The sequence below is a fragment of the Streptomyces auratus genome (assembly GCF_050433025.1).
GTDB lineage: Bacteria > Actinomycetota > Actinomycetes > Streptomycetales > Streptomycetaceae > Streptomyces > Streptomyces sioyaensis.
Genome location: NZ_JBNGCB010000003.1, coordinates 101,498 through 124,471, shown reverse-complemented (window position 1 = coordinate 124,471; position 22,974 = coordinate 101,498). Strand labels below are relative to the sequence as shown.

General features: G+C 70.0%; 19 protein-coding genes, 1 tRNA gene and 1 pseudogene. 11 read left to right on the top strand and 10 right to left on the bottom strand.

What is annotated here, in order from left to right; all coding sequences use genetic code 11:
* Positions 1 to 92: 92 nt before the first annotated feature.
* Both BKA18_RS20080 and sp36 read right to left on the bottom strand, forming a co-directional pair.
* Entirely contained in the window at positions 93 to 557 is a 465-nt protein-coding gene (locus BKA18_RS20080; RefSeq protein ID WP_006604169.1) for a RidA family protein, read from the bottom strand.
* Positions 554 to 715, bottom strand: coding sequence for a Sp36 family protein (gene sp36 / locus BKA18_RS20075; RefSeq protein ID WP_003975360.1), 162 nt, complete (start codon positions 713 to 715; stop codon positions 554 to 556). The genes BKA18_RS20080 and sp36 overlap by 4 nt, the downstream gene beginning before the upstream one ends.
* A gap of 209 nt (positions 716 to 924) precedes the next feature.
* On the opposite strand from sp36, the gene bagA reads away from it, so the two are divergent.
* Together bagA and bagB are read left to right on the top strand one after the other, a co-directional pair.
* On the top strand, positions 925 to 1,980 hold the full coding sequence (gene bagA / locus BKA18_RS20070) for an ATPase BagA (RefSeq protein ID WP_366044086.1): 1,056 nt from the start codon (positions 925 to 927) through the stop codon (positions 1,978 to 1,980).
* The gene (bagB, locus tag BKA18_RS20065; protein WP_366044085.1) at positions 1,977 to 3,356 is read left to right on the top strand and encodes an ATPase BagB; all 1,380 of its coding nucleotides are present in this window, start codon (positions 1,977 to 1,979) and stop codon (positions 3,354 to 3,356) included. The genes bagA and bagB overlap by 4 nt, the downstream gene beginning before the upstream one ends.
* Before the next feature lie 239 nt (positions 3,357 to 3,595).
* Here bagB and BKA18_RS20060 read toward each other — a convergent pair whose 3' ends face one another.
* Positions 3,596 to 3,937, bottom strand: a complete 342-nt coding sequence (locus BKA18_RS20060; protein WP_006604173.1) for a WhiB family transcriptional regulator — start codon at positions 3,935 to 3,937, stop codon at positions 3,596 to 3,598.
* Positions 3,938 to 4,319: 382 nt separating this feature from the next.
* On the opposite strand from BKA18_RS20060, the gene BKA18_RS20055 reads away from it, so the two are divergent.
* Positions 4,320 to 6,515, top strand: a complete 2,196-nt coding sequence (locus tag BKA18_RS20055) for a transglycosylase domain-containing protein (RefSeq protein WP_366044084.1) — start codon at positions 4,320 to 4,322, stop codon at positions 6,513 to 6,515.
* A gap of 90 nt (positions 6,516 to 6,605) precedes the next feature.
* Here the strand turns inward: BKA18_RS20055 and BKA18_RS20050 are convergent, their stop codons facing one another.
* Positions 6,606 to 7,070: a GatB/YqeY domain-containing protein gene (locus BKA18_RS20050; protein WP_006604175.1), complete on the bottom strand. Its 465-nt coding sequence runs from the start codon at positions 7,068 to 7,070 to the stop codon at positions 6,606 to 6,608.
* 131 nt (positions 7,071 to 7,201) lie between these two features.
* Between BKA18_RS20050 and BKA18_RS20045 the strand changes: the two genes are divergently transcribed.
* The 3 genes from BKA18_RS20045 to BKA18_RS20035 all read left to right on the top strand — a co-directional run bounded on the left by BKA18_RS20045 (position 7,202) and on the right by BKA18_RS20035 (position 9,288).
* Positions 7,202 to 8,128, top strand: coding sequence for a metallophosphoesterase (locus BKA18_RS20045; protein WP_366044083.1), 927 nt, complete (start codon positions 7,202 to 7,204; stop codon positions 8,126 to 8,128).
* Positions 8,129 to 8,473: 345 nt separating this feature from the next.
* On the top strand, positions 8,474 to 9,202 hold the full coding sequence (locus BKA18_RS20040) for an integral membrane regulator (RefSeq protein ID WP_366044082.1): 729 nt from the start codon (positions 8,474 to 8,476) through the stop codon (positions 9,200 to 9,202).
* Positions 9,203 to 9,214: 12 nt separating this feature from the next.
* Positions 9,215 to 9,288 (top strand) — tRNA-Pro (locus BKA18_RS20035).
* 931 nt (positions 9,289 to 10,219) lie between these two features.
* Here the strand turns inward: BKA18_RS20035 and BKA18_RS20030 are convergent.
* Positions 10,220 to 10,504 (bottom strand): annotated as a pseudogene (locus BKA18_RS20030) (hypothetical protein); the annotation flags it as partial.
* Between the two features lie 850 nt (positions 10,505 to 11,354).
* Here BKA18_RS20030 and BKA18_RS20025 point away from each other — a divergent pair.
* The 3 genes from BKA18_RS20025 (at position 11,355) to BKA18_RS20015 (ending at position 17,308) form a co-directional block, all read left to right on the top strand.
* Positions 11,355 to 15,344, top strand: a complete 3,990-nt coding sequence (locus BKA18_RS20025) for an nSTAND1 domain-containing NTPase (RefSeq protein ID WP_366044081.1) — start codon at positions 11,355 to 11,357, stop codon at positions 15,342 to 15,344.
* Between the two features lie 411 nt (positions 15,345 to 15,755).
* Positions 15,756 to 16,544, top strand: a complete 789-nt coding sequence (locus BKA18_RS20020; protein WP_366044080.1) for a GntR family transcriptional regulator — start codon at positions 15,756 to 15,758, stop codon at positions 16,542 to 16,544.
* A 5-nt stretch (positions 16,545 to 16,549) separates the two neighbouring features.
* Complete coding sequence (locus tag BKA18_RS20015; RefSeq protein ID WP_366044078.1) at positions 16,550 to 17,308, top strand: glycosyltransferase family 2 protein; 759 nt, start codon at positions 16,550 to 16,552, stop codon at positions 17,306 to 17,308.
* A 76-nt stretch (positions 17,309 to 17,384) separates the two neighbouring features.
* On the opposite strand, the gene BKA18_RS20010 is transcribed toward BKA18_RS20015, so the two are convergent.
* Positions 17,385 to 18,305, bottom strand: a complete 921-nt coding sequence (locus BKA18_RS20010; protein ID WP_366044226.1) for an FkbM family methyltransferase — start codon at positions 18,303 to 18,305, stop codon at positions 17,385 to 17,387.
* A 231-nt stretch (positions 18,306 to 18,536) separates the two neighbouring features.
* Between BKA18_RS20010 and BKA18_RS20005 the strand changes: the two genes are divergently transcribed.
* Positions 18,537 to 19,064 (top strand): hypothetical protein, encoded by a 528-nt coding sequence (locus BKA18_RS20005; protein WP_366044077.1) that lies wholly within the window; start codon positions 18,537 to 18,539, stop codon positions 19,062 to 19,064.
* Between the two features lie 93 nt (positions 19,065 to 19,157).
* On the opposite strand, the gene BKA18_RS20000 is transcribed toward BKA18_RS20005, so the two are convergent.
* On the bottom strand, positions 19,158 to 20,375 hold the full coding sequence (locus tag BKA18_RS20000; RefSeq protein WP_006604184.1) for an amidohydrolase family protein: 1,218 nt from the start codon (positions 20,373 to 20,375) through the stop codon (positions 19,158 to 19,160).
* A gap of 193 nt (positions 20,376 to 20,568) precedes the next feature.
* Here BKA18_RS20000 and BKA18_RS19995 point away from each other — a divergent pair, with 193 nt between their 5' ends.
* A complete protein-coding gene (locus BKA18_RS19995) occupies positions 20,569 to 21,021 on the top strand; it encodes a DoxX family membrane protein (protein ID WP_366044076.1) in 453 nt (150 codons plus the stop codon).
* Positions 21,022 to 21,110: 89 nt separating this feature from the next.
* Here the strand turns inward: BKA18_RS19995 and BKA18_RS19990 are convergent, their stop codons facing one another.
* The 3 genes from BKA18_RS19990 to BKA18_RS19980 are packed head-to-tail and all read right to left on the bottom strand — an operon-like array spanning position 21,111 to position 22,906.
* Complete coding sequence (locus BKA18_RS19990) at positions 21,111 to 22,373, bottom strand: sensor histidine kinase (RefSeq protein WP_366044075.1); 1,263 nt, start codon at positions 22,371 to 22,373, stop codon at positions 21,111 to 21,113.
* Between the two features lie 49 nt (positions 22,374 to 22,422).
* Entirely contained in the window at positions 22,423 to 22,575 is a 153-nt protein-coding gene (locus BKA18_RS19985) for a hypothetical protein (RefSeq protein ID WP_366044074.1), read from the bottom strand.
* Between the two features lie 10 nt (positions 22,576 to 22,585).
* Positions 22,586 to 22,906, bottom strand: coding sequence for a hypothetical protein (locus tag BKA18_RS19980; RefSeq protein WP_366044073.1), 321 nt, complete (start codon positions 22,904 to 22,906; stop codon positions 22,586 to 22,588).
* Between the last annotated feature and the right edge of the window lie 68 nt (positions 22,907 to 22,974).

Sequence of the window (22,974 nt, the reverse complement as noted above, 5' to 3'; positions counted from 1 at the left end):
CGAGGGCCACTTTCGCGCCGGTGGGCCCCTGCTGACGAGGGGCCCACCGGGGCACCGCACACGGGGCGGACGTCACCGCCCCCACGAGGGGTCTATTCGGCGATCTCCACCTGGATCTCGACCTCGACCGGCGAGTCGAGCGGCAGCACCGCAACGCCCACCGCGGACCGGGCGTGCACGCCCTTGTCGCCGAGGATCTCGCCCAGCAGCTCGCTGGCGCCGTTGAGCACGCCCGGCTGCCCGGTGAAGTCCGGCGCGGAGGCCACGAAGCCGACGACCTTCACGACCCGCTGGATCTTGTCGAGGTCGCCGACGACGGACTTCACGGCGGCCAGCGCGTTGAGCGCACAGGTCGCGGCGAGTTCCTTGGCCTGCTCCGCACTGACCTCGGCACCGACCTTGCCGGTGGCCGGCAGCGCGCCGTCGACCATCGGCAGCTGGCCGGAGGTGTGCACATAGGCGCCGGAGCGCACCGCGGGCTGGTAGGCGGCCAGCGGCGGCACGACCTGCGGCAGCGCGAGACCGAGCTCCGCGATCTTGTCTTCCACCGTGCTCACGCCTGCTTCTCCCGCTTCAGGTAGGCCACCAGTTGTTCGGGGTTGTTCGGGCCCGGCACGACCTGGACCAGCTCCCAGCCGTCCTCGCCCCAGGTGTCCAGAATCTGCTTCGTCGCGTGCACGAGCAGCGGCACGGTCGCGTATTCCCACTTGGTCATGGGGCGAGCGTAATGCCTGTCCACGGCGGCGGTGGACGCCGTCCGCCGTGGTCCGCCACCACCCGTCCCGCGCGGCGCCGACGTGCCCGGTCACCCGGCCCCTACGGCACATCCCTGACCCGTCCCTGACGCACCGCGGGCAGATCTCCGGGGTGTCCCAGGCGCCATCCCGGGCGTAGCCGGGACGCGGACTGGTTAGGCTCCTTGGCGTGAGCAGGCTCCATGTCGTCAGCGGCAAGGGCGGCACCGGCAAGACCACGGTCGCCGCCGCCCTCGCCCTCGCCCTGGCCACCGAGGGACGCCGTACCCTCCTGGTCGAGGTCGAGGGCCGGCAGGGCATTGCCCAGCTGTTCGAAACCGAAGCGCTTCCCTACGAGGAACGCAAGATCGCGGTGGCACCGGCGTCGGACGGTGCCGCGCTCCGGGTCTCCCCCGGGACCGAGTCCGGGGGCGAGGCCCCCCGGAGCGCCGGAAGACGCGCGGGCGGCGAGGTCCACGCCCTCGCCATCGACGCCGAACGCGCCCTCCTGGACTACCTCCAGATGTTCTACAAACTCGGCAGCGCGGGCCGGGCGCTGAAGAAGCTCGGCGCGATCGACTTCGCCACGACCATCGCGCCGGGCCTGCGGGACGTCCTGCTGACCGGCAAGGCCTGCGAAGCGGTCCGCCGCAAGGACAAGAACGGCAGGTTCGTCTACGACGCGGTCGTGATGGACGCCCCGCCGACCGGCCGCATCACCCGCTTCCTGAACGTCAACGACGAGGTCGCCGGCCTGGCGAAGATCGGCCCGATCCACAATCAGGCGCAGGCCGTGATGCGCGTCCTGAAGTCACCGGAGACCGCGGTGCATCTGGTGACGCTCCTGGAGGAGATGCCCGTCCAGGAAACCGCGGACGGCGTCGAGGAGTTGCGCGCCGCCGGCATCCCCGTGGGCGGCATCGTCATCAACATGACCCGCCCGGCGCTGCTGGACAACGGCGACCTCGACATCGCCGCCCGCGGGGCCCGTGCGGGCGTCGCCAAGGCGCTCTCCCAGGCCGGTCTGGGCGGCGCCCGCCGCGGCGGCCTGGCAGACCGGCTGATCGACCCCCTGCTGGAGCAGGCGCGCGAACACGCCGAGCGGGTCGAGCTGGAGCGCGCCGAGCATGCCGAACTCACCGCAATCGGCCTGCCCACCTACGAGTTGGAGCTGCTCCCCGAGGGAGTGGACCTCGCCGGGCTCTACCACCTGGCGAGAGACCTGCGGAAACAGGGGCCCATATGACCGCGGACAACACGACGCTGGACGCCTCGGCCCCGCGGCTCGAGGTCGACGCACTGATCGACGACCCGCACACCCGCATCGTGGTGTGCTGCGGCTCGGGCGGTGTCGGCAAGACCACGACCGCCGCGGCCCTGGGCGTACGCGCCGCCGAACGCGGCCGCAGGGTCGTCGTGCTGACCATCGACCCGGCCCGGCGGCTGGCCCAGTCCATGGGCATCTCCGAGCTGGACAACGTCCCGCGCCAGGTCAAGGGCGTCGACGAGTCCGCGGGCGGCGAACTCCACGCGATGATGCTGGACATGAAGCGCACCTTCGACGAGATCGTCGAGGGCCATGCGGATGCCGACCGGGCCCGCGCGATCCTGGAGAACCCCTTCTACCAGTCCCTGTCGGCCGGTTTCGCGGGCACGCAGGAGTACATGGCCATGGAGAAGCTCGGCCAGCTCCGCGCGCACGACGAGTGGGATCTGATCGTCGTCGACACCCCGCCGAGCCGCTCCGCGCTGGACTTCCTGGACGCGCCCAAGCGCCTCGGGTCCTTCCTGGACGGCAAGTTCATCCGGGTGCTGATGGCCCCGGCGAAGGTCGGCGGCCGGGCCGGCATGAAGTTCCTCAACGTCGGCATGTCGATGATGACCGGCACCCTCAGCAAGCTCATGGGCGGGCAACTCCTGCGGGATGTGCAGACATTCGTGGCCGCCATGGACACCATGTTCGGCGGCTTCCGCACCCGCGCGGACGCCACCTACCGGCTGCTACAGGCGCCCGGCACGGCGTTCCTCGTGGTGGCCGCGCCGGAGCGGGACGCGCTGCGCGAGGCGGCCTACTTCGTCGAGCGGCTGGCCGCCGAGCAGATGCCGCTGGCCGGCCTGGTGCTGAACCGGGTGCACGGCAGCGGCGCGTCCCAACTCAGCGCCGAGCGCGCACTGGCCGCCGCGGAGGCCCTGACGGACCAGCGGGCCGAGGACACCCATGCGGACGCCGGCACGGACGCCGGGGACGACACCGACCCACCGTCCGCCGCCCGCGCAGAAAATAATCTTGAAACCGGCGGCATTGTGGATCTCGGCGGCGGGAAGGCTGGATCACGTACCGCCGGCGGCCCCTCCCCCGCCGCGGCGGAGCATGTGACACCCACCTCGGCCTCGGCAGCACAACTGGCCGCCGGGCTGCTCCAACTGCACGCGGAACGCATGCAGGTCCTCGCGCGCGAACGGCGCACGCGGGACCGCTTCACCGCGCTGCATCCCGAGGTTCCGGTAACGCAGGTCGCAGCGCTGCCCGGCGATGTTCACGACCTCGCGGGACTGCGCGCCATCGGCGACCGGCTGGCGCTGAACCTCACGGATACCGAGGGCACGGACACCGACGGCTGAGCCGTACGTAGACGACTGAGCCGTACGTACGCCGGCCCAGCCAATCATCCGCGCCACCCACCCGCCACACAGCGCCCCTCGCCTGCACATCCAAGGGGCGCACCGAACCGCACTCCGGCCCCTCGCCTCCCCCAACTCCAGGGAGCGCCAAGGCCACTGACCGGCATGCCACGCCGGAACGACCGGACCGAGCCATCAGCCGAACGTTCTCGGCCATGTTCTGCCGGCCGGACCCGCGGCTACCCGACCGCGGCGAACTCGTCGAACATCTCGTCCTCACAGTCCACGGACAGGATGCCCGTGCTGCGCTCGTATTCCGTACGCGCTGTCTCCAACAGCCGGCGCCACGACGTCACGGTCGGGCGGCGACGCAGCAGCGCCCTCCGCTCGCGTTCGGTCATCCCGCCCCACACGCCGAACTCCACCCGGTTGTCCAGGGCGTCGGCCAGGCACTCCGTGCGCACCGGGCATCCGGTGCACACCGCCTTGGCGCGGTTCTGCGCCGCCCCTTGAACGAACAGTTCATCCGGATCGGTAGTGCGGCAGGCTGCCTGTGCACTCCAGTCGGTTACCCAGCTCATGCTGGCGCCGTCCTCTCCCGAATCGAGGCTCCCCCACGGCGGCAATCGGCATATTCACCGTTGCCAGTTGAGGACGTTACGGAAGGCAGACAGGGCGCAACACCCCCTTCGGGCCCAATCTTGAATGGCCCGAACGGACTATGCGTATGCGGCAGATCACCCAACGGAGTGACCGCAGGGCATACCGCACTTTGTGCACAAGGCGGGACACTTCACCGCCCTGACGCGGGACTTTTGTCGTCATACACGGGCACGTGGGGGTGCGGGCCGCGGGGAGTGGGGGTTGACGAACTCGTGCGTAACCGTTCAGCTGGGCAGCCGAGAACAGGCTAAACGAACAGGTGCACCCCTGTCCGGCGGATTGAGAACGTAGGGTGCCCTCATGCCTAAGAAGCGCGATGGCGGAGGTCTGTCCAAGACGCAGCAGGCCGCCAAGTTCCTCGGTGTCAGCGTCCTGGCCGGAGCGGTACTCGCCGGTCTCGCGCTCCCGGCGGCCGGGGCCCTCGGCCTCACCGCCAAGGGATCGGTCGAGGGCTTCGACGACATCCCGACGAACCTCAAGACGCCACCGCTCAGCCAGCGGACCAGGATTCTGGACGCCAAGGGCGGCGAAATCGCCAAGGTCTACTCGCGTGACCGCACGGTCGTCGGCCTCAAGGACATGTCGCCGTACATCCAGAAGGCGATCGTGGCGATCGAGGACGCGCGCTTCTACGAGCACGGTGCCGTCGACCTGAAGGGCATCCTGCGGGCGGTCAACAAGAATGCCCAGTCGGGCGGTGTCTCCCAGGGCGCCTCGACGCTGACCCAGCAGTATGTGAAGAACGTCTTCATCGAGGAGGCGGGCGACGACCCGGACAAGGTCGCGCAGGCCACCCAGCAGACCATCGGCCGCAAGATCAAAGAGCTCAAGTACGCGATCCAGGTCGAGAAAGAGCTCGGCAAGCAGAAGATCCTGCAGAACTACCTCAACATCACGTTCTTCGGGCAGCAGGCCTACGGCATCGAGGCGGCCGCCCAGCGCTACTTCAGCAAGCACGCCAAGGACCTGAATCTGCAGGAGTCGGCGCTGCTGGCCGGCCTCGTCCAGTCGCCCAGCCGCTATGACCCGGTCAACGACCCGCAGGAGGCCACCCTGCGGCGCAACACCGTCCTGCAGCGGATGGCCGACCTCAAGGACGTCACCCAGGCGCAGGCCGACGCGGCCGCCAAGAAGCCGATCAAGCTGGCGGTCAGCCGTCCCAAGAACGGCTGCATCACCGCCACCGACGGCGCCGGCTTCTTCTGCGACTACATCCGCAAGGTCTTCCTCGGCGACAGGTCCTTCGGGAAGACCCGGAAGATCCGTGCGCAGCGCTGGAACGAGGGCGGCATGACCATCCGCACCACCCTCGATCCCCAGACCCAGAAGTCGATCCAGGCGTCGCTCGGCGATCACGTCTACGACGACGACCCGGTGGCCGGCGCCGCCACCATCGTGGAACCGGGGACCGGCAGGATCCTCGGCATGGGCCAGTCACGCCCGTACGGCTTCGGCGAGAACCAGACAGTGATCAACCTCTCGGTCGATCACCGCATGGGCGGCGGTGCCGGCTACCAGCCCGGCTCGACCTTCAAGCCGGTGATCGCGGCGGCCGCGCTGGAGCAGGGGACCAGCCCCGAGCAGGAGTACCCCTCGCCGTACCGGATGCCGTATCCGAGCCCGGTCCAGACCTGCGACGGCGAGTGGCAGGGCACCGACAGCACCCAGAACGAGAACAAGGAAGAGGTCGGCCCGTACGCGATGAAGGAGGCGACCGCGAAGTCGGTCAACACTTACTTCGTGCAGCTGATCAGCGATATCGGCATCTGCCCCGCGGTGAACATGGCGCAGAAGATGGGCATCGAGCGGGCGGACGGCAAGCCGCTGCAGCAGGTGCCGTCGATGACGCTCGGCGTGCAGGAGATGTCGCCGCTGACCATGGCCGCCGGGTACGCCGCCTTCGCCAACGGCGGTGAGTACTGCTCCCCCGTCGCCATCGAGTCGATCACCGACGCGCGGGGCCGGGCGCTGAAGGTCCCGCAGACCAGCTGCCGCAGCGCGATGTCCAAGAAGACCGCGGACACGATCAACACCCTGCTCAAGGGCGTGGTCGAGGACGGCACCGGCAGGGAAGCCGGCCTCAAGGGACGGGACAGCGCCGGCAAGACCGGCACCAGCGACAGCCGCTACGCCGCCTGGTTCGTCGGCTACACCCCGAACGCGGCCGGTGCGGTCTGGGTCGGCGACCCGCAGCACAAGCGCAAGATGTACGACATCACCATCGGCGGCGTCCCCCACGACAAGGTCTACGGCGCCGACACCCCCGGTCCCATCTGGCGGGACGCGATGACCGGCGCCCTGGACGGCCGGCCCGCGCCCGCCCTGCCCACCGTCCCGATCGACGATCCCGCCAAGGACAAGAGCCCGGGCGACGAGGGCGACAAGGGGGCCCCCGCCAAGCACAAGCCCGGCCGGGGCGGCCACGGCAAGAAGCCGGGCGGCGGCTGGAGCATTCCCGGCTTCCCGGACATTCTGGGCGGCGGTAACGGCGGCTGACAGACAGTCGGTTGGCCGTACGGCAACGACCGAGGGGCGCCTCCACCACGGAGGCGCCCCTCGTCTTTCCGGCAGAACCGCCCCGGCCGCTCAGCCGGCCAGCAGCTTCTTCACCACCGCGGCGACCCGGCCGCCCTCGGCACGGCCCGCCACCTGCGGGTTGACGATCTTCATGACGGCACCCATCGCCCGCGGCCCCTCGGCACCGCCGGCCTTGGCCTCCGCCACGGCGGCCGCGACCAGCTGCTCCAGCTCGTCATCGGTCAGCTGCTTGGGCAGATAGTCCGCCAGCACCTCGCCCTCGGCGCGCTCCCGCTCGGCCTGCTCGGCGCGGCCGCCCTGGGAAAAGGCGTCCGCGGCCTCCCGGCGCTTCTTCGCCTCCCGCGCGATGATCTTCTCGACCTCGCCGTCGGACAGCTCGCGCGCGGCGGTGCCCGCGACCTCCTCCTTCTGGATCGCGGTCAGCGTGAGACGGAGGGTGGAGGAACGCAGCTCGTCGCGTGCCTTGATCGCAACGGTGAGGTCGTCCTGCAGCTTGGACTTGAGCGTGGTCATGCCGTCGAGTATGCCCCCACCCACCGACAACCGCCGCGCCATTTCCGCCCGGGCAACCGCCTACCCCCACCCGGCGGACCCCGCCCGCCCGTGCGCTGCACCCACCCCCGTCACTCTGCGACGATGGAAGCATGCGCGCGCGATACGGAGTACCCCTGACCCTGACCGCAGTCGGCGCGGCCGGCCTGGCCTATGCCGCCGGCTTCGAAGTCCGCTCCTTCCGCCTCCGGCGCGTCACCGTGCCCGTACTGCCCCGTGGCATGCGGCCGTTGCGCGTCCTGCAGGTCTCCGACATCCACATGGTCAGCGGACAGCGCAAGAAGCAGCGCTGGCTGCAGTCGCTCGCCGGGCTGCGCCCCGACTTCGTCATCAACACCGGCGACAACCTCTCCGACACGGAAGGCGTCCCCGAGACGCTGGACGCGCTGGGCCCGCTGATGGAGTTCCCCGGTGCCTACGTCTTCGGCTCCAACGACTACTACGGCCCCAAGCTGCGCAACCCCGCCCGCTATCTGCTCGAGCGGGTCCAGGGCCGGCACGGCCTCAACGGCAACGCGCCCGTGGTGAATGCGGTCCACAACCCGTGGGAGAACCTGCGCGACGCGTTCGACGCGGCCGGCTGGGTCGGCCTGTCCAATTCCCGCGGCCGTCTCAAGCTGGAGGGCATCGAGATCGCCCTGACCGGCCTGGACGACCCGCACATCAAGCGTGACCGCTACGCCGAGGTGTCCGGCGGCCCGGAATCCGGCGCCGATCTCTCCCTGGCCGTCGTCCACGCCCCCTATCTGCGCTCCCTGGACGCCTTCACCGCGGACGGCTACCCCCTGATCCTGGCCGGCCACACCCACGGCGGCCAGCTCTGCATCCCCTTCTACGGCGCCCTCGTCACCAACTGCGACATCGACACCGACCGGGTGAAGGGCCTGTCCACCCACACCGCCGGCGGCCACACCTCCTTCCTCCATGTCTCCGCCGGTTGCGGCACCAACCGCTACACCCCGGTCCGCTTCGCCTGCCCTCCGGAGGCGACGCTGTTGACGTTGACGGAGAGGGGCTGAGGGGCTGGCCTGGCCTGGGGATGTTCGGGGGCCGAGGCGGTCGGGTCGAGACGGTTGTCGGCCGTCGGGGGCCGAGGCGGTCGTCAGCCGTCGCGGCCGAGAGGGGCGGGTGCCTGTGCGGTCGGACGCTGACACGGTCGGGGGACTGAGGAAGTCGAGGGGCTGACGCGGTTCCGGGGCTGGGGCAGTCGAGGAGCCAAGGCGGTCCGGGGGCCGGGAGCCATGTCCCTGCTCGTTCCGCCGGCTCCTCGCCAAGGTGCCGGAACCGACCACGAGCTCCCCCGGACCGGAGTTTTGCCGGATGGGGACTCCCCCGCTCACTGATCATCGCCGTAACGTGGAGGAATGTCCGACCCCACCCGGACCTCGCAGTCCACGCGCCACGCCACCGGCCCGGCCGGCGCCGCCGCCCGTACCCCGGCGGCAGCCGTCGCCCCCATGATCCGCCGCCCCTTGGCGGCCACCTTCCGCGCCCTCATCACCGCGGCCGCCCTGACCGGCCTGCTCCTCGCGGCCGGCGGCGTCGCCGCCCCGGCCGCACTGCTGACCCGCTTCACCGTGCAGGCCAACCTCGTCGCCGCGCTGGTCTTCGCCTGCTCCGCCCACCGCGCCTGGACCGGCCGCCGCGCCCTGAGCCCGCGCCTCACCGGCGCGCTGCTCCCGTTCCTCTTCCTCCCCGCCCTCCTCCACTACGCCTTCCCCGCCGCCGACTCCACCGCCTTCGCCCTGCCGCACGCCACCGCCCCCACCGTCACCCAAGCCCTTTCGCACCAGCTCCTCTACGCCCTCACCCCCTTGGCCGCCCTCGCCGACTGGCTCCTGCTGACAGCCCCCCGCGGCTTCCGCCCGGCCTGCGCCTGGCAGTGGCCGGCCTACCCCCTGCTCTACCTCGCCTTCACCTTCGCCTTCCCCACCGCTGCCGGCGCCCCTTCCCCCAGCGCCGCCCTCGCGCTCGCCATCGGCCTGGCCGGCTGCCTTCTCCCCTTGATCGTCATCGGGATCGACCAGGTCAGGCCCGCTCCCCGGCTCCGCAGAAACCGGATTTCACCTACGGGGATCGGTCCGCTAAAGTAGAGCTCGTTGCTTCGGGGTGTAGCGCAGCTTGGCAGCGCGCTTCGTTCGGGACGAAGAGGTCGTGGGTTCAAATCCCGCCACCCCGACTGAAGGAACAAAGGTCAAGGGCCTGATCCTCATTGAGGATCAGGCCCTTCCTGTATCTCCGGTGATCGTTGAGGAGAATTCCGGGAGAAGATCTTGGGCGGGGCCTCCCAGACGCTGCGGACTAACGCGCTTTCAGGCGCTCCTGCTGGAGTCGATCCAGCGCCGGAACGCGTGACCTGGGACACAGCGCCAGGCGAGCGTCGGGGGCGCGGGCCACTCCGCCTCGGAACCCTCCATGTGTCCCACATGCGTCCCGTGCACTCGTCCGTCAAATTGACTGGTGTGCCCAGCTTTTCGCTGCGCGTCCTGATGAGCGCTGCTTCTGCTGTTCGCGCCGATCGCTATGGGAGACCGGCAGGTTCATCCGCCGAGCAGCCAGATCACGGCAGTTCGGCCGTAATTGAGGACGACGCGAGGCTCTTCGGTAGTGACGGACGAAGGCCCCGGTTCCGCTGCTGCCGCCGCCCCGGCCTTCGCGCTGCCGCCGGTGGGCAGGTTCTTGCGCTAGCGGGCGGACATTCGTGAGGTGAGGCGCACTCGCGCTGATATCCGTAGGGGAAATCGGCGTTCCGGCCGTCGCGCCTCTGATGCATGCCCGGCAGCATGCATTCTCCACTACGTCTGAATGCGAATGGAGGTAGCGGCATCGGATGAAATGTTTCAGGGGTGGCGCATGCTCATAGTCGGTGTATTGCGCAGGCAGAATCCATCCCCACATGACGCCCATCGATCATGGACGCTTGGCGCGTTGTGCACACCGCACGCCGCGCACCGCACGCTCGCGCTCTGGACCGGCGGCGAATATTTGCGATTCCGCTACATGTCCCGCGCATTCTCGATATGCGTGCCGGCAAGAGGGCTGGCGCCCGAGCGCCCCGCGCCCAGGGGGCACTCGTGATCAGTGCGCCCCTGAGCTGGGCGGAAGCATGATCAGAGACGCCGCAGCCAGGCTGCGGCGCCGTGGCCGACCGCGAGGTAGATCACCGCGGGCAGGGCGTAGTTGAAGAAGACGCGCAGCGCTTCGGTGTCCATGGTGAAGATGTCCTGCGACCAGCCGGCGAGCCAGTCGGCCATGCCGTGCACGAAGTCGACGAAGACGTTCGCCTGGTTCGCATCGAGCAGGTACAGCAGGATCCACAGCCCCAGGAATACCGCGGCGACATCCGCGAGGCTGTGAATGATCAAGGCCAACCGATCCGCCCCGACGCCCCGCCGGTTACCCGCCGGATTCCTGGGCGTGTGGGACGGGGCATTCGAAAAGCCGCCGTATGGGGCACCAGGTTCAAGTTGAGCGGGAGAGGGGGAATTGTCATTGCGTGGGGTGTACGCCCTTGCGGCGGGCAAAGGGGCCGCATCGCCGCCGCGCGGAGCGTGTGGACCGCCGAGGTAGGGAGGGTTTCTACTGGGGTCGTATGGGGCATTTTGCGGCATGCCATCGTTGCTGTAACTCATGGTCGGCCACATTTCCCGCCCAGGGTTTTCAAAACCCTCTTCACCGCCAATTCACATTCCTGTCGCTCCGGAAGTGACAGGTGAGTTGCGGGGCGGCCGGCGCCCCCGGTGCCGGTTTCCTGGGCGGGGTCGACGGGCGCGGCATACGAGCGCTCGCCACGTCGGACCGCCGCGTACGGGCCGGTGCGCCCTCCGCCGCCGTGCCGTTCGACGCCGGTCTCTCCCCTCGTAGAGACCGGTGCCGAACGGCGCGGGCGGTGCCGATCCGCGCCCCCCGTACCGGCGCGGATCGAAGAATGGTGGACCCGTAGGCGACACGATGGCGGTCCGGAGGGGACCGGCGCCATGGATCTCTTCAACTCATGTGCCAAGACCTCACTACCGGATGGTGACTCCGGCGGAAGATGACGAGAACATGCGTCAAGGGTTCTCTCCGCGCGCTGAGCTGGTGGCCTGTAGGGCCGATACCCGGTTGCTGCGCTGCTGCGTCATGATCCTGCCAGCTGCGGCTCCCGCCGAGGAGGTTCCGGCCTCGGACCGACGGCGTTACCGCAGGTCAGCCAGATAAGGTGAGTTTTCCGGTCCGGATGTCCAGGCGCGGGGGAAGTAAGGAGTGGAGACCTTGAGTTCCGACTCAGGGGCACGCACAGCCTTCGCGGAACGGCTCGCGCTGCTGTACAAGGAGGCCGGCAACCCTCCCCTCAAGAAGGTGGCCGAAGCGGTCGTCAGGCTTCAGCGGGTCGACGAACGAGGGCGGCCCGTGCGGGTATCCGTACAGCGGATCAGCGACTGGCGACGGGCCAAGAACGTGCCGGCCCAGTTCGACGGCCTCGCCGCGGTGCTGCAGATCCTCGTCCCCGAAGCACGGCGCCAGCGGCCCGTGCCGGTGTCCACGGGCCTGTACGACCTGGCCCAGTGGCAGCGCCTGTGGGAGCGCGCGGTCGGCGACCGCGCCGCGGCATCCGCGGACGAGGAGGAACGCCCCCCGGTCGAAGCCCCGACGGTACCCGGTGTGTGCCCCTACCGGGGGCTGGCTTCGTATCGTCAGCAAGACGCCCGGTGGTTTTTCGGACGCGAGCGGAGCACGGATGCCCTCGTCGCTCAGCTGAGTGCAGCGGAGACGACGGGCGGCCTGGTCATGCTCGTGGGCGCCTCCGGGGCGGGAAAGTCCTCCCTGCTCAACGCCGGCTTGGTGCCCGCGTTGCAGAACGGCGCGTTGGGTGACGGGACCGGCCGGGAAGTGCTGCAGCTCGTGCCGGGCGGCGATCCGCTCGCGGAGCTGACCCGCCGGATCCCTGAGCTTGCACCCGTCCTCTCTGCCGCGGGGGAATCAGCGGGGAAAGAGCCCGGTACCGCCCACTTCGCGCGCGGGGTGCGGGAGGCCGTCACGGCGTGGGCAGGGCGCGGGACGTCCTCCGCGGCCCGTCCGGTCGTCATCGTCGATCAATTCGAGGAAGCCTTCACCCTCTGCTCCGACGAGTCGGAACGGCGCACGTTCCTCCAGCTCCTCCATGCCGCGTGCACGCCGGCCTCTTCCGGTGACCCGGCCCCCGTGCTCGTCCTCCTCGGCATCCGCGCGGACTTCTACGAGCAGTGCCTCGGGTATCCCGAACTGGCCGACGCGCTGCAACACCGGCACATGGTGCTCGGGCCGCTGACGACCACGGAGCTGCGCGACGCGGTGACCGGCCCGGCCAAGGCAGTGGGTCTGGAACTCGAACCGGGGCTGGCGGAGCTGATCGTCCGGGAAGTGAGCGCCGACGGCCCCGGTGGGACGCACGACGCGGGGGTGCTGCCGCTCCTCTCCCACGCCCTGCTCGCCACCTGGCAGCGGCGGAAGGCCGGAAGGCTGACGCTGGCCGGCTACCGCGCGGCGGGCGGGATCCAGGGAGCGGTGGCGGCGACCGCCGAGCGGGCCTGGTCCGGCCTCGACCCGACAGCACGCACGGCCGCGCGGCTGCTTCTGCTCAGACTGGTCCGGCTGGGCGAGGACACCCAGGCCACCCGTAGGCGGGGGACGCGGCGCCAGCTGGCGGAGGAGTCGACGGACCCCCTCAAGACGGAGGAATCGCTCGAAGCGCTGGTGCACGCCCGGTTGGTGACGCTCGACGCGGAGGCCGTGGAGATCACCCATGAGGCGCTGCTGCATGCCTGGCCACGCCTGCGCGACTGGATCGACGAGGACCGGAACGGCAACCTGCTGCGCCAGCGGCTGGAGGAGGACGGCAGGGCGTGGGAGGACTCGGACCACGATCCGTCGCTGCTCTACCGGGGTTCGCGGCTGGAACAGGCCCGCACCTGGGCGCAGTCTGCCGGTGACACGTTTCTGACCCGAAGCGCGGTGGCGTTCCTGGCCGCTTCGGTCCGGCTGCGCAAGCGCACGGTCTGGATCAGCCGTGCCGCGGTGTCGGCGCTGGCCGTCCTGGCGATACTGGCCGCCGGTTCGGCGGTGGTCGCCTGGCAGCAGCGGGACGACGCGGTGTTCGGGCAGGTGCTCGCCGAGGCCGATCGCGTCCAGCTCACGGATCCGTCGTTGTCCGCCCAGCTCGACCTGGTGGCACACGGTCTGCGGCCGGACGACGAGGGCACCAACAACCGGTTGATCTCGACGGTGAACGCGCCGCTGGCCACGCCGCTGCTGGGCCACACCGGCGCCGTCTACCTCACCACGTTCAGCCCGAACGGACGGCTCCTGGCCACCGCGAGCTACGACCGCACCGTGCGGCTGTGGGACGTGACGGACCCGACGCGCCCCCAGCCCCTGGGCAAGCCCCTCACCGGCCACACCAGCTGGGTGAGCAGCGCGGTCTTCAGCCCGGACGGACACACCCTCGCCAGCGCTTCGGACGACGGCACGATCCGGCTGTGGGACCTGCGGGACCCCGGCCACCCGCAGCCGATCGGTGCGCCCTTGACCGGCCACCACGGCTCGATCTATCTGGTCGCCTTCAGCCCGGACGGACGCACCCTGGCGTCTGCCGACGAAGATCACAGCGTCGGCCTGTGGAACGTGGGCGACCCGCACCGGCCGAGGCCACTCGGTGACCTGACCGGCCACACCGCCGCCGTGCGCTGCCTGGCCTTCAGCCCCGACGGACGGACCCTGGCAGCCGGTGGCGACGACAACACGATCAGGCTGTGGGACATGGCCGATCCGCGTCGTCCGACGCCGCTCGGCAGGGAGCTGACGGGCCACAAGAGCACGGTGCACTCGGTGGCCTTCAGCCCCGATGGCCGCACGCTCGCCAGTGGCAGTTCGGACGACACCATCCGGCTCTGGAACGTGACCGCCCCACGTCACGCGAGACCGCTCGGTGCGCCGCTCACCGGCCACACCGGCCCCGTATGGTCGGTGGCCTTCAGCCCCGACGGGACCATGCTCGCCGCGGGCAGCGCGGACAGCACGGCGAGCGTGTGGAACGTCAGCAATCCGGCCTACCCCTCGCAGGTCGGCGAGCCGCTCGCCGGCAGCAATGGCGAGATGTACGCCGTGGGCTTCAGCCCCAACGGCCGCACCCTCGCCACCGGGAGTGGCGACAGCAAGGTCCGCCTGTGGTCGATACCGGCGTCGGACATGATCGGCCGGATGGGAGCGTTCCGCCCGGACGGGCGGGTGCTGGCCACGGCCGCGCGCGACGAACGGGTCCGGCTGTGGAGCGTGCAGGATCCCCAACGGCCCGCCTTGCTGGGCAAACCGTTCACGGCCGGGGAGGGAGACGTGCGGACGATGGCGTTCTCCTCCGACGGCCGCACCCTCGCGGTGCGGACGGGCAGCCGCGCCGTGCAGCTGTGGAACGTCAACGACCCGAAGCGGCCGGTCCCCTACGGGCCGCCCGTCGCGCTGCGGACCCGGTACGCGGACGCGCTGGTCTTCAGCCCGGACGGGCGCACGCTGGCCACCGCCTACGACGACCGCACCATTGAGCTGTGGGACGTCAGCGCGCCCTCCCACCTCCGTCCGCTCGGCTCGCCGCTCACCGGCCACACCGGCTACGTCAACTCCCTCGTCTTCAGCCCGGACGGCCGCACGCTCGCCAGCGGCAGTTCGGACGCCACCGTCCGGCTCTGGAGCGTGACCGACCCGCGTCACGCCGCCCCACTCGGCGCGCCTCTCAAGGGGCACCTGGGACCCATCAACATGCTCGCCTACCGTCCGGACGGCCATACCTTGGCCAGCGGCAGCGACGACAACACGGTCCGGCTCTGGAACGTGACCGATCCGCGTCACGCGAGGCCGCTCGGTGCGCCGCTCACCGGCCACACCGAAGCGATCGTGTCGCTGACCTTCAGCCAGGACGGCCGCACCCTGGCGAGCGGCGGCAACGACGACATGGTCCGGCTCTGGAACGTCGCCCAACCCGCCGGGGCCACTCCCATCGGTCAATCCATGAGCCCCAACGCCAAGACAGGCAATTTCTTGTCGTTCAGCCCCCAGAGCCACCTGCTCGGGGTGTCGAGCGGCGCCGATACCGTCCGGCTGTGGAACCTGGATTCCAGCGAGGCGATTCGGCGCATTTGCTCCACGACCCGGGGCGTGCTGACGTCGAAGAAGTGGCAGGAGTATTTGCCGCGGCTCTCGTACGCGCCTTCGTGCGGCGAGTGACGGAGCCCGCGGCGCGACGCCCCGCCTGTCACCCCGGCCTCGGGCGGCGCGCGCCCGGTCGGCTCGGCAGCGCCCTTGGTTCGCTGCTTCTCCGTGTCCTCACCACGGCGGACCACGTTGCGTGATCCCCGTCACAACACGTCATTGCAGCTGGGCAGTTGACTCCCGCCGCTCAAGCAGCCTTGTTAGGCTTGGCCACAGCCCGATCGCTGGTGCATCCCCCGTCGCCAGCGGTCGGGCGCTTCCATGTTCTGAAGACCGCGCCGAGCCCCCGCCATTCCCGACGAGCTGGACGCCATGGGCCACGCCGGAGCACCTCCCCACACGTCAACACCTCTTTATGAGTCATAAGCTGGGGCCATCTGGCCGTCCGGCTGGCCAGCGCGCCGAGCGACGGAACGGTGAGTGCCGATGGCAGTGGCATACGAGCGGATCGCGGACACCCTCCGGCAGTCCATCCGCGCAGGTCAGCTGAAGCCTGGAGATCGCTTGCCCTCGGAGGCGAAGCTCGCCGAGGAGTTCAAGCGCAGCGTGCCGACCGTCCGGGACGCCCTTCGCGTCCTGCGGGACGAAGGGCTCATCGAGAAGCAGCACGGGCGCGGCAATTTCGTCCGGCGCCCGCGCACCACGGCCGTGCGCACGAACCTCCGCCACCAGTGGGAGAAGGGCCGCGCGCGCGAGCCGCTGGCGGAACGGGCCCAGACCGGAGCCACCGAGCAAGACACCGGCCTCCGGGTCAACGACCTCGTCTTTCACGCGTCGTACCGCGAGATCGAGGCGGACAGGCACCTCGCGGAGGCCTTCGCCCTGCCGGTAGGCACCCGCCTCCTCGAACGCAGCTACCGCACCCGGTACGCCGCCGAGAGCGCCCCCTTCAGCCTGGTGACGTCCTATCTCGTCCACGACTTGATCGCGGAGAACCCCGACCTGCTGGACGAGACCAAGGAGCCCTGGCCGGGCGGCTCGCAGAGCCAGCTCTACACCGTCGGAATCGAGCTGGACCGCATCGAGGAACGCGTCACCGCCCGCCCGCCGACGCCCGAAGAGGCGGCGGAGCTGGAGCTGCCGCCCGGGACGTCGGTGCTGGTACTCCGGAAGACCTCGATCGACATCAACGACCGGGTCGTGGGCGTCTCCAAGGTCATCCTGCCTGGCGATCGCACGGAACTGCTGTTCACCACTCACCTGGAAAGGTGGTGAGTGCCGTGCCCCGGCGCATCATCATCGTCACTGCCGTTCATGCGCCGTCAGCGCATTACCTGCCGGAGGCGTACCGGTCGATCTGCCGGCAGGAACTGCCCGAGGGGTGGGAGTGGCAGTGGGTCATCCAGGAGGACGGAAGGAGCGACGAGGTCGCGCCGTACGTCCCGGATGACGAGCGGGTGATCTTCCGGCAGGGACGGCCCGGCGGCCCCGGCGTCGCCCGCACCATCGCCCTGGCGCACGCGGAGGGCGAATACCTCAAGGTCCTGGACGCCGACGACCAGTTGCCGCCCGGCGCGCTGGCGCGCGACCTGGCCGCCCTCGAAGGCGACCGCAGCATCGGCTGGGCGACCTCGCGCGCGCTGGATCTGCTGCCGGACGGCTCGACTGCCGGCTTTCCGGGCGATCCCGAGCCGGGCCCGATCGAGCGTGGCGCCGTGCTCGACTTCTGGAAGGCGAACGGGTTCCGCGCCCAGGTCCACCCGGCGACGCTCTTCGTGCGCCGCGACCTGGTCCTCGCCCTCGGTGGCTGGATGGCCCTGCCCGCGTCGGAGGACACGGGTCTGCTGCTCGCGCTGAACGCCACGAGCCGCGGTTGGTTCACCCCGGAGGTAGGACTCCTCTACCGCAAGTGGCCCGGTCAGGCGACCGGTCAGGCCTCCCACACCGACAGCGCCGAACGCGATGCCCGTATGGCGGTCGTCGAGGCCCGGGCGCGGGAGCTCGCGCGCTTCGCGTGGCGTTATCCGGCTGCCGGGTGATCGTTGTCGGTTGGCCGGTACCGGAGGGGCCGGGCGACCGGCCCGGCCGGGCGAGAGCAGTCCGCAGGCTCACCTGTCACGGCAGCAGTTCGGCATCCACCCGCGAGAAGATGAGATCGCTCTCCTCGCTGACCGGGCCACGCCAGCGCACCGGCACCGCGGTAGAGCGGTGAAGTGCCGCCGGGTAGCTTTCCGGCGCGTAGCTGTTGGCGAGTCGGTAGACGTGGAAGCCGTGCGCGCGCATCGTCTCCAGCAGTTCCTCGGCCGAGTCGCCCAGCCGCTCCATCCGCTCAGGGGTGACTTCCACGGTGAGCTCCGCGTCCGGCCTGAGCCTGTCGAGCACAGGGGCCAGGCCGCGGATCACGCCCCCTTCCGCGCCCTCCACATCGATCTTGATCACTCGGGCCGCGGCGAGCTCTTCCTGATCGAGCACGTCGGGGAGCGGCTGCGCCTCGACATCGAGCCTGAGCTCCGCCCGGCCGTCGTAGGGGACGATGCCGGCCGCGCCCATGTTGTGTGAGCTGGCAAGAATGAAGGAGACCGGCTTCCGCTGGTCAGAAACGGCGGCGTTGACGACACGGATGTTGTCGCAGTGGTTGAGCTCGGCGTGCTGCACGATCCTGCGGTGGAGCGTCGGCGACGCCTCGATCGCCACGACTCCGCCCGCCTCCCCCACGAGCCGGGAGGCGAGCAAGCTGTAGTAGCCGACGTTGGCACCCACGTCGATATACGTGTCCCCCGCGCGGAGCCGGCGCTGCAGCCAGCGCGTCATGTGCGGTTCCCAGACGCCGAACAGGTAGACGAACCGCTGAATGAGGTCCTGCGTATCGACGGCCATCGCGGCGCCGAATCGGGTGGGCACGACCCTTCGCCGAGGGTGCTCTCTGAGCTGCCGGTTCAGGTACCGCGCAGCCGCCTCTTTGCCGAAGGGGACCGGAGCGTCCCGCACGTACCTGCGGGCGAGAGAGACCCACGCCTCCGGTATGGAGTTGCCCATCTGATCGCGTCTCCTGTCGCTCACACCCAGCCGCCTCCAGCGTGGTCCCGTGACCACCGTATCGGCCATGGTGCGGGCGCCTCTCTGGTGTGTTGACGCCCGACGTGCCACCCTGCGCGGCACCCGATGCTCGGCCCCGGCAGGGCCCGGCGCCGAGCCAGTCCGCAGACACCTCATGACGCGGACGCCTTCATTACGCAGCCCCGTCGCTCTGACAGAGAGGAGACGGCATTGAGCGAGGCAAAGGGAGTTGAGCAGCAGGGCCCCGCACAGGCCGAAGTCGCCGTGATCCGGGAAACCCCGGGGGCGAGCCCCGAGGAGGCGCTCAGGAGAACGCACGCCGCCCGGGCGCGAAGTGCCGCTGCCCGCACCACGGCGGCCTGCCGCTGTGCCGGCGTCGAAGCGGATCCAGCCGTAGTGGTGGCCGTACCGAAGGAGGCTGCCGCCAAGGCGGCCAACGCGCTCCGGTTGTCGGCCGACGCCCTCGCCGCGTTGGCCGGGAGTACTCCCGATCCGGCGGCAGACGGCCGGCAGGCCAGGAACGCTGCTGCCGCCGCCGTTCTGGCGGCCCAGATAGCGCAGGCCCACATGGGCGGCGAGCTGTCCGATGCCGCGTACCGGGCGGCCCTTCTCGCCTCCCAGGCTGCGGGAAAGGCCGCCGGCCGGGACGGGTGGGGCAGAAACGCCGCGTTCAACGCCGATGCGGACGCGGCCGAAGCCGCCGCCGTCGCGGCAGCCGAGGCTGCGGGCTGGCGGTAGCGGCCTCGGGACCTGTCCGGCACCCGGACCTGTCCGGCACCGGCCGCACCGGAACACGGTGCCGGACAGGTCCGCTGCGCTCTGCCCGGGAAATCACCCCTGGTCGAAGGGCAGCTCCAGCATGCGGATCGCGTTCCCGCGAAGGATCTTGTACGTCACGTCCTCCGGCAGGCCCGCCACGTGCTCGGCCGCCACCTCTTTCGTGTGCGGCCAGGTCGAATCGACGTGGGGGTAGTCGGTCTCGAACGTCGCGTTGTCGACCCCCACGGTCTCGATGGCCTCGACGCCGTGCTTGTCACGGAAGAAGCAGCAGAAGATCTGCCGGTAGTAGTACGACGACGGCGGCTCGGGGATCAGGTCCTGCACCCCGCCCCATGCCCGGTGCTGCTCCCAGACGTCGTCGGCGCGCTCCAGGGCGTACGGGATCCAGCCCATCTGGCCCTCGCTGTAGGCGAGTTTCAGCCGCGGGAACTTCACGAGTACGCCGCTGAACAGGAAGTCCATCATCGACGCCATCGCGTTGTTGAAGCTCAGGGAGGCCTGCACCGCGGGCGGCGCATCCGGCGAGGCCGCCGGCATCTGCGAGGACGACCCGATGTGCATGTTCACCACGGTCCCGGTCTCCTCGCACGCGGCGAAGAACGGATCCCAGTACCCGGAGTGGATGGACGGCAGCCCCAGGTACGTCGGAATCTCGCTGAAGGTCACCGCCCGTACCCCGCGCGCGGCATTGCGCCGGATCTCGGCGACCGCCAGGTCGATGTCCCACAGCGGGATGAGGCACAGCGGAATCAGCCGGCCCCCGCTGTCCCCGCACCACTCCTCCACCATCCAGTCGTTGTACGCGCGGACGCAGGCGAGACCGACCTCCTTGTCCTCGGCCTCCGCGAAGGTCTGTCCGCAGAAGCGCGGAAACGTCGGGAAGCAGAGCGACGCCTCCACGTGGTTGAGGTCCATGTCCGCCAGCCGGGCCTTGGGGTCCCAGCACCCGCGGCGCATCTGCTCCCGCGTGATCCCGTCCAGCGTCATCTCGTCGCGGGAGAAGCCCACCGCGGCAATGATGCGCTTGTACGGGAAGATCAGCCCCTCGTACTCCCACCAGTCCGTGATCTGACCGTCCGGGTCCGTGGTGAACCGGTACTTCCCGCCGACGTACGCCAGCTCACCGATGCCCGCGGTGAAGGGCTTCGGCCCCTTGTCGCGGTGTTTCTTCGGGAGCCAGGTCTCGAAGAGGTGCGCGGGCTCGATCACGTGATCATCCACGCTGATGACCTTGGGAAGCTCCGCCGTGCCGCTCTCGCTGCCGATCACGCTGTACCCCCAACTGCCCGCCGGTGAGTCACACGCCGGCCCCAATTTCTGACGCTCCATCAGTTTCGAGGTTATGGGCTCACCCTTGCGGCGACAAGCCGAGCTGGACAACTGCACCTCTTGCGGGATCGCGCCATGTCCGGTGAACTGACGCTTCGTCAGTTCAAGCGAGTCGACGAGTCGAGGCGACAGCATGCATACGATCTGGCTCAGCGGTGCCGAGTGGTTCGCCGTCCTCCGCATCGGTCTCGGACTGTGGTGGCTGGAGAGCTGGCGCCACAAGGACAAGAAGTCCTGGTTCGCGGGCGGCGGCATCACCTGGGCGGCCGGCATCGCGGCCGCCCACCGGTGGCCCGCGGTCCGCACGAGCTTCGACCGCCTCGTGAAGCCACACCCTCGGCTGATGGCGTACCTCGTCGCCTACGCGGAGCTCGCCCTCGGCCTCGGCCTGATCATGGGCTTCCTGACGCCGATAGCCCTGGTGGCGGGGGCCGTGCTCAACCTGATCTACCTCGTCCTGATGATCCACGACTGGGCGGAGCAGGGACAGAACCTGATGATGGGGCTGATCTCGGTGACGGGGCTGCTCGGGGTGAGTTGGCAGAGTTGGTCGGTGGACAGCGCCTTGGGGCTGTTTCTGCCCTAGGGCCGGATGATCGACGAACCTCTTGCTTCCGCTTCCGCCGACTCAGCGGGACGGCAACGAGCGCGCGTGCCGCCCGTTCGGGACGCCGGTCAGCCGGGCAGTTCCACGACCAGCCGCCAGGAGCGATGGGTGGCATCGGGGCCCGCCTGGAGGGTTCCGCCGGCCAGGGCCAGGCGCTCCCGCATGCCGGTGAGGCCGTATCCGGAGACCGGCGGCCCGTCGTCGACGAAGGCCGCGGCCCGAGGGATGTCGTTGCGGACCTCCAGCCGTACCTTCCCGTTGCTGTAGCCGGAGTTGGAGCGGTCGGAAGCGGAGTAGTCGGAATCGGAGCCGGAGTAGCCGGAATCGGGATCGTCGGAACCGGGGTCGTCGGAGCCGGAGTGGTCGTAGTCCAGTACGACGTCGACGGTGCCTCCCGGGGCGTGCTTGGCCGCGTTCGTCAGCGCCTCGCGGGTGGCCCGGACGAGGGCGACGACGGGTCCGGACGGCAGCGGACGGGTGGTGCCCGTAGTGGTCAGTCGGACCTCGGTGCGGTGGTCGCGGCGGAAATTCCCGATCAGCTCGGCCAGCATGTCCGGGAGCGGCAGCACCTCGTCGCGCAGCGCGGCGACGGCGGCGGCCGCCTCGGCCAGCCCTTCGTCGGTCAGCCGGTTGGAGCGCCGGATCCGGGCGCGGACGCCCTCGACGTCGCCGCCGTCCAACAGTGCGTCGGCTGCCTTGAGTTGGACGGTGAGTGCGCCCAGGGAATGCGCCAGGACGTCGTGGATCTCCCGCGCGATCCGGGCCCGCTCCTCCAACACGGCGACCTGCGCCTGTTCCTGCTGCATCAGCGTGGTCTGGCGCAGTAGTTGCTCGGCCTGGTCGGCGCGCAGCCGGTACTGCCGCTGGTTCAGGCCGAGCAGGGTGAGCAACAGCATCACCAGGGCGTAACCGACCAGATCGCCGAGCCCCGCGCCGCCGGTCGCCGAGCTGGTCAGGGTCAGTGCGAGGCAGCTGCTGAGCACCAGCCACAGCGCGGCCGCCCGCGGCCGGCTCCAGGCGGCGAACCAGCCGAGCACCACCCCCACCATGATCACCGCGGTGGAGTCATGAGCCCACCCCGCGGCCGCCGCGGGTATTGCGGCGCTGCTCACCAGGGCGAACCCGGCCCACAGCGGGCGGCGGTCGATGAGGAAGTGGGAGGCGAACCAGCAGACGGAACTGACCCCGTAGACCACCCACATGACCGGGGAACTCTCCCGGGCCGTGGCCAGCGTGCCGATCAGCAGTCCGAAGCCGACGATCTGCATGACCGGATTCCCCGACATGAACGAGGCCGGAGCACCGCCCTGACCGCCTGTGGCGTGCACCATCCCTCCCCCGACCGCTCCTCGCCACTACTGCCGGCCCCCACGGCAGCTGTCAGCGGCGGCCTACCTTGCGCGCGACGATAGCCATCATGATCAGCCCGGTGATCACCACGCCGACGATGATGCCCATCTTCCACAGCTTGTCCATCAGCAGATGGTGCAACAGCTCGTCGTCGTCCGCCTTGGCGGCGAGGAACGTCCTCATGACTGCGGGTTCACCTCCGCCGGGCGCGGTCGTTGAGCGCCGCGAGCACCGTGCTCAGCAGACCGACCCGGCGGCCGCGCTGTCCGCCGTACTGCCCGCCGCGTTGTCCGCCGCGCCGGTTTTCGATCAGGGTGCGGGCGATCGGACCCACCTGTTCGCTCGCCCGGCTCACAGTTCTTTTGTCGATCGAACCTTGCCGTTTGAGCATCATCAGCGCAGCGAAACCGATGAGCACGAGTATCAGAACGCCGACCGCGATCAGGGCGAATCGCAACAGCACGACATTCATGAGACCACCGCTGTTCAGCGCCAGATCCAGAGTCAGAGCCATCGTGTTTTCCCTTCCGAAGTCCTTTCGTCGACGCTAGCGCGGCAGTTGCGGCCGCAGGTCCGGTCCTC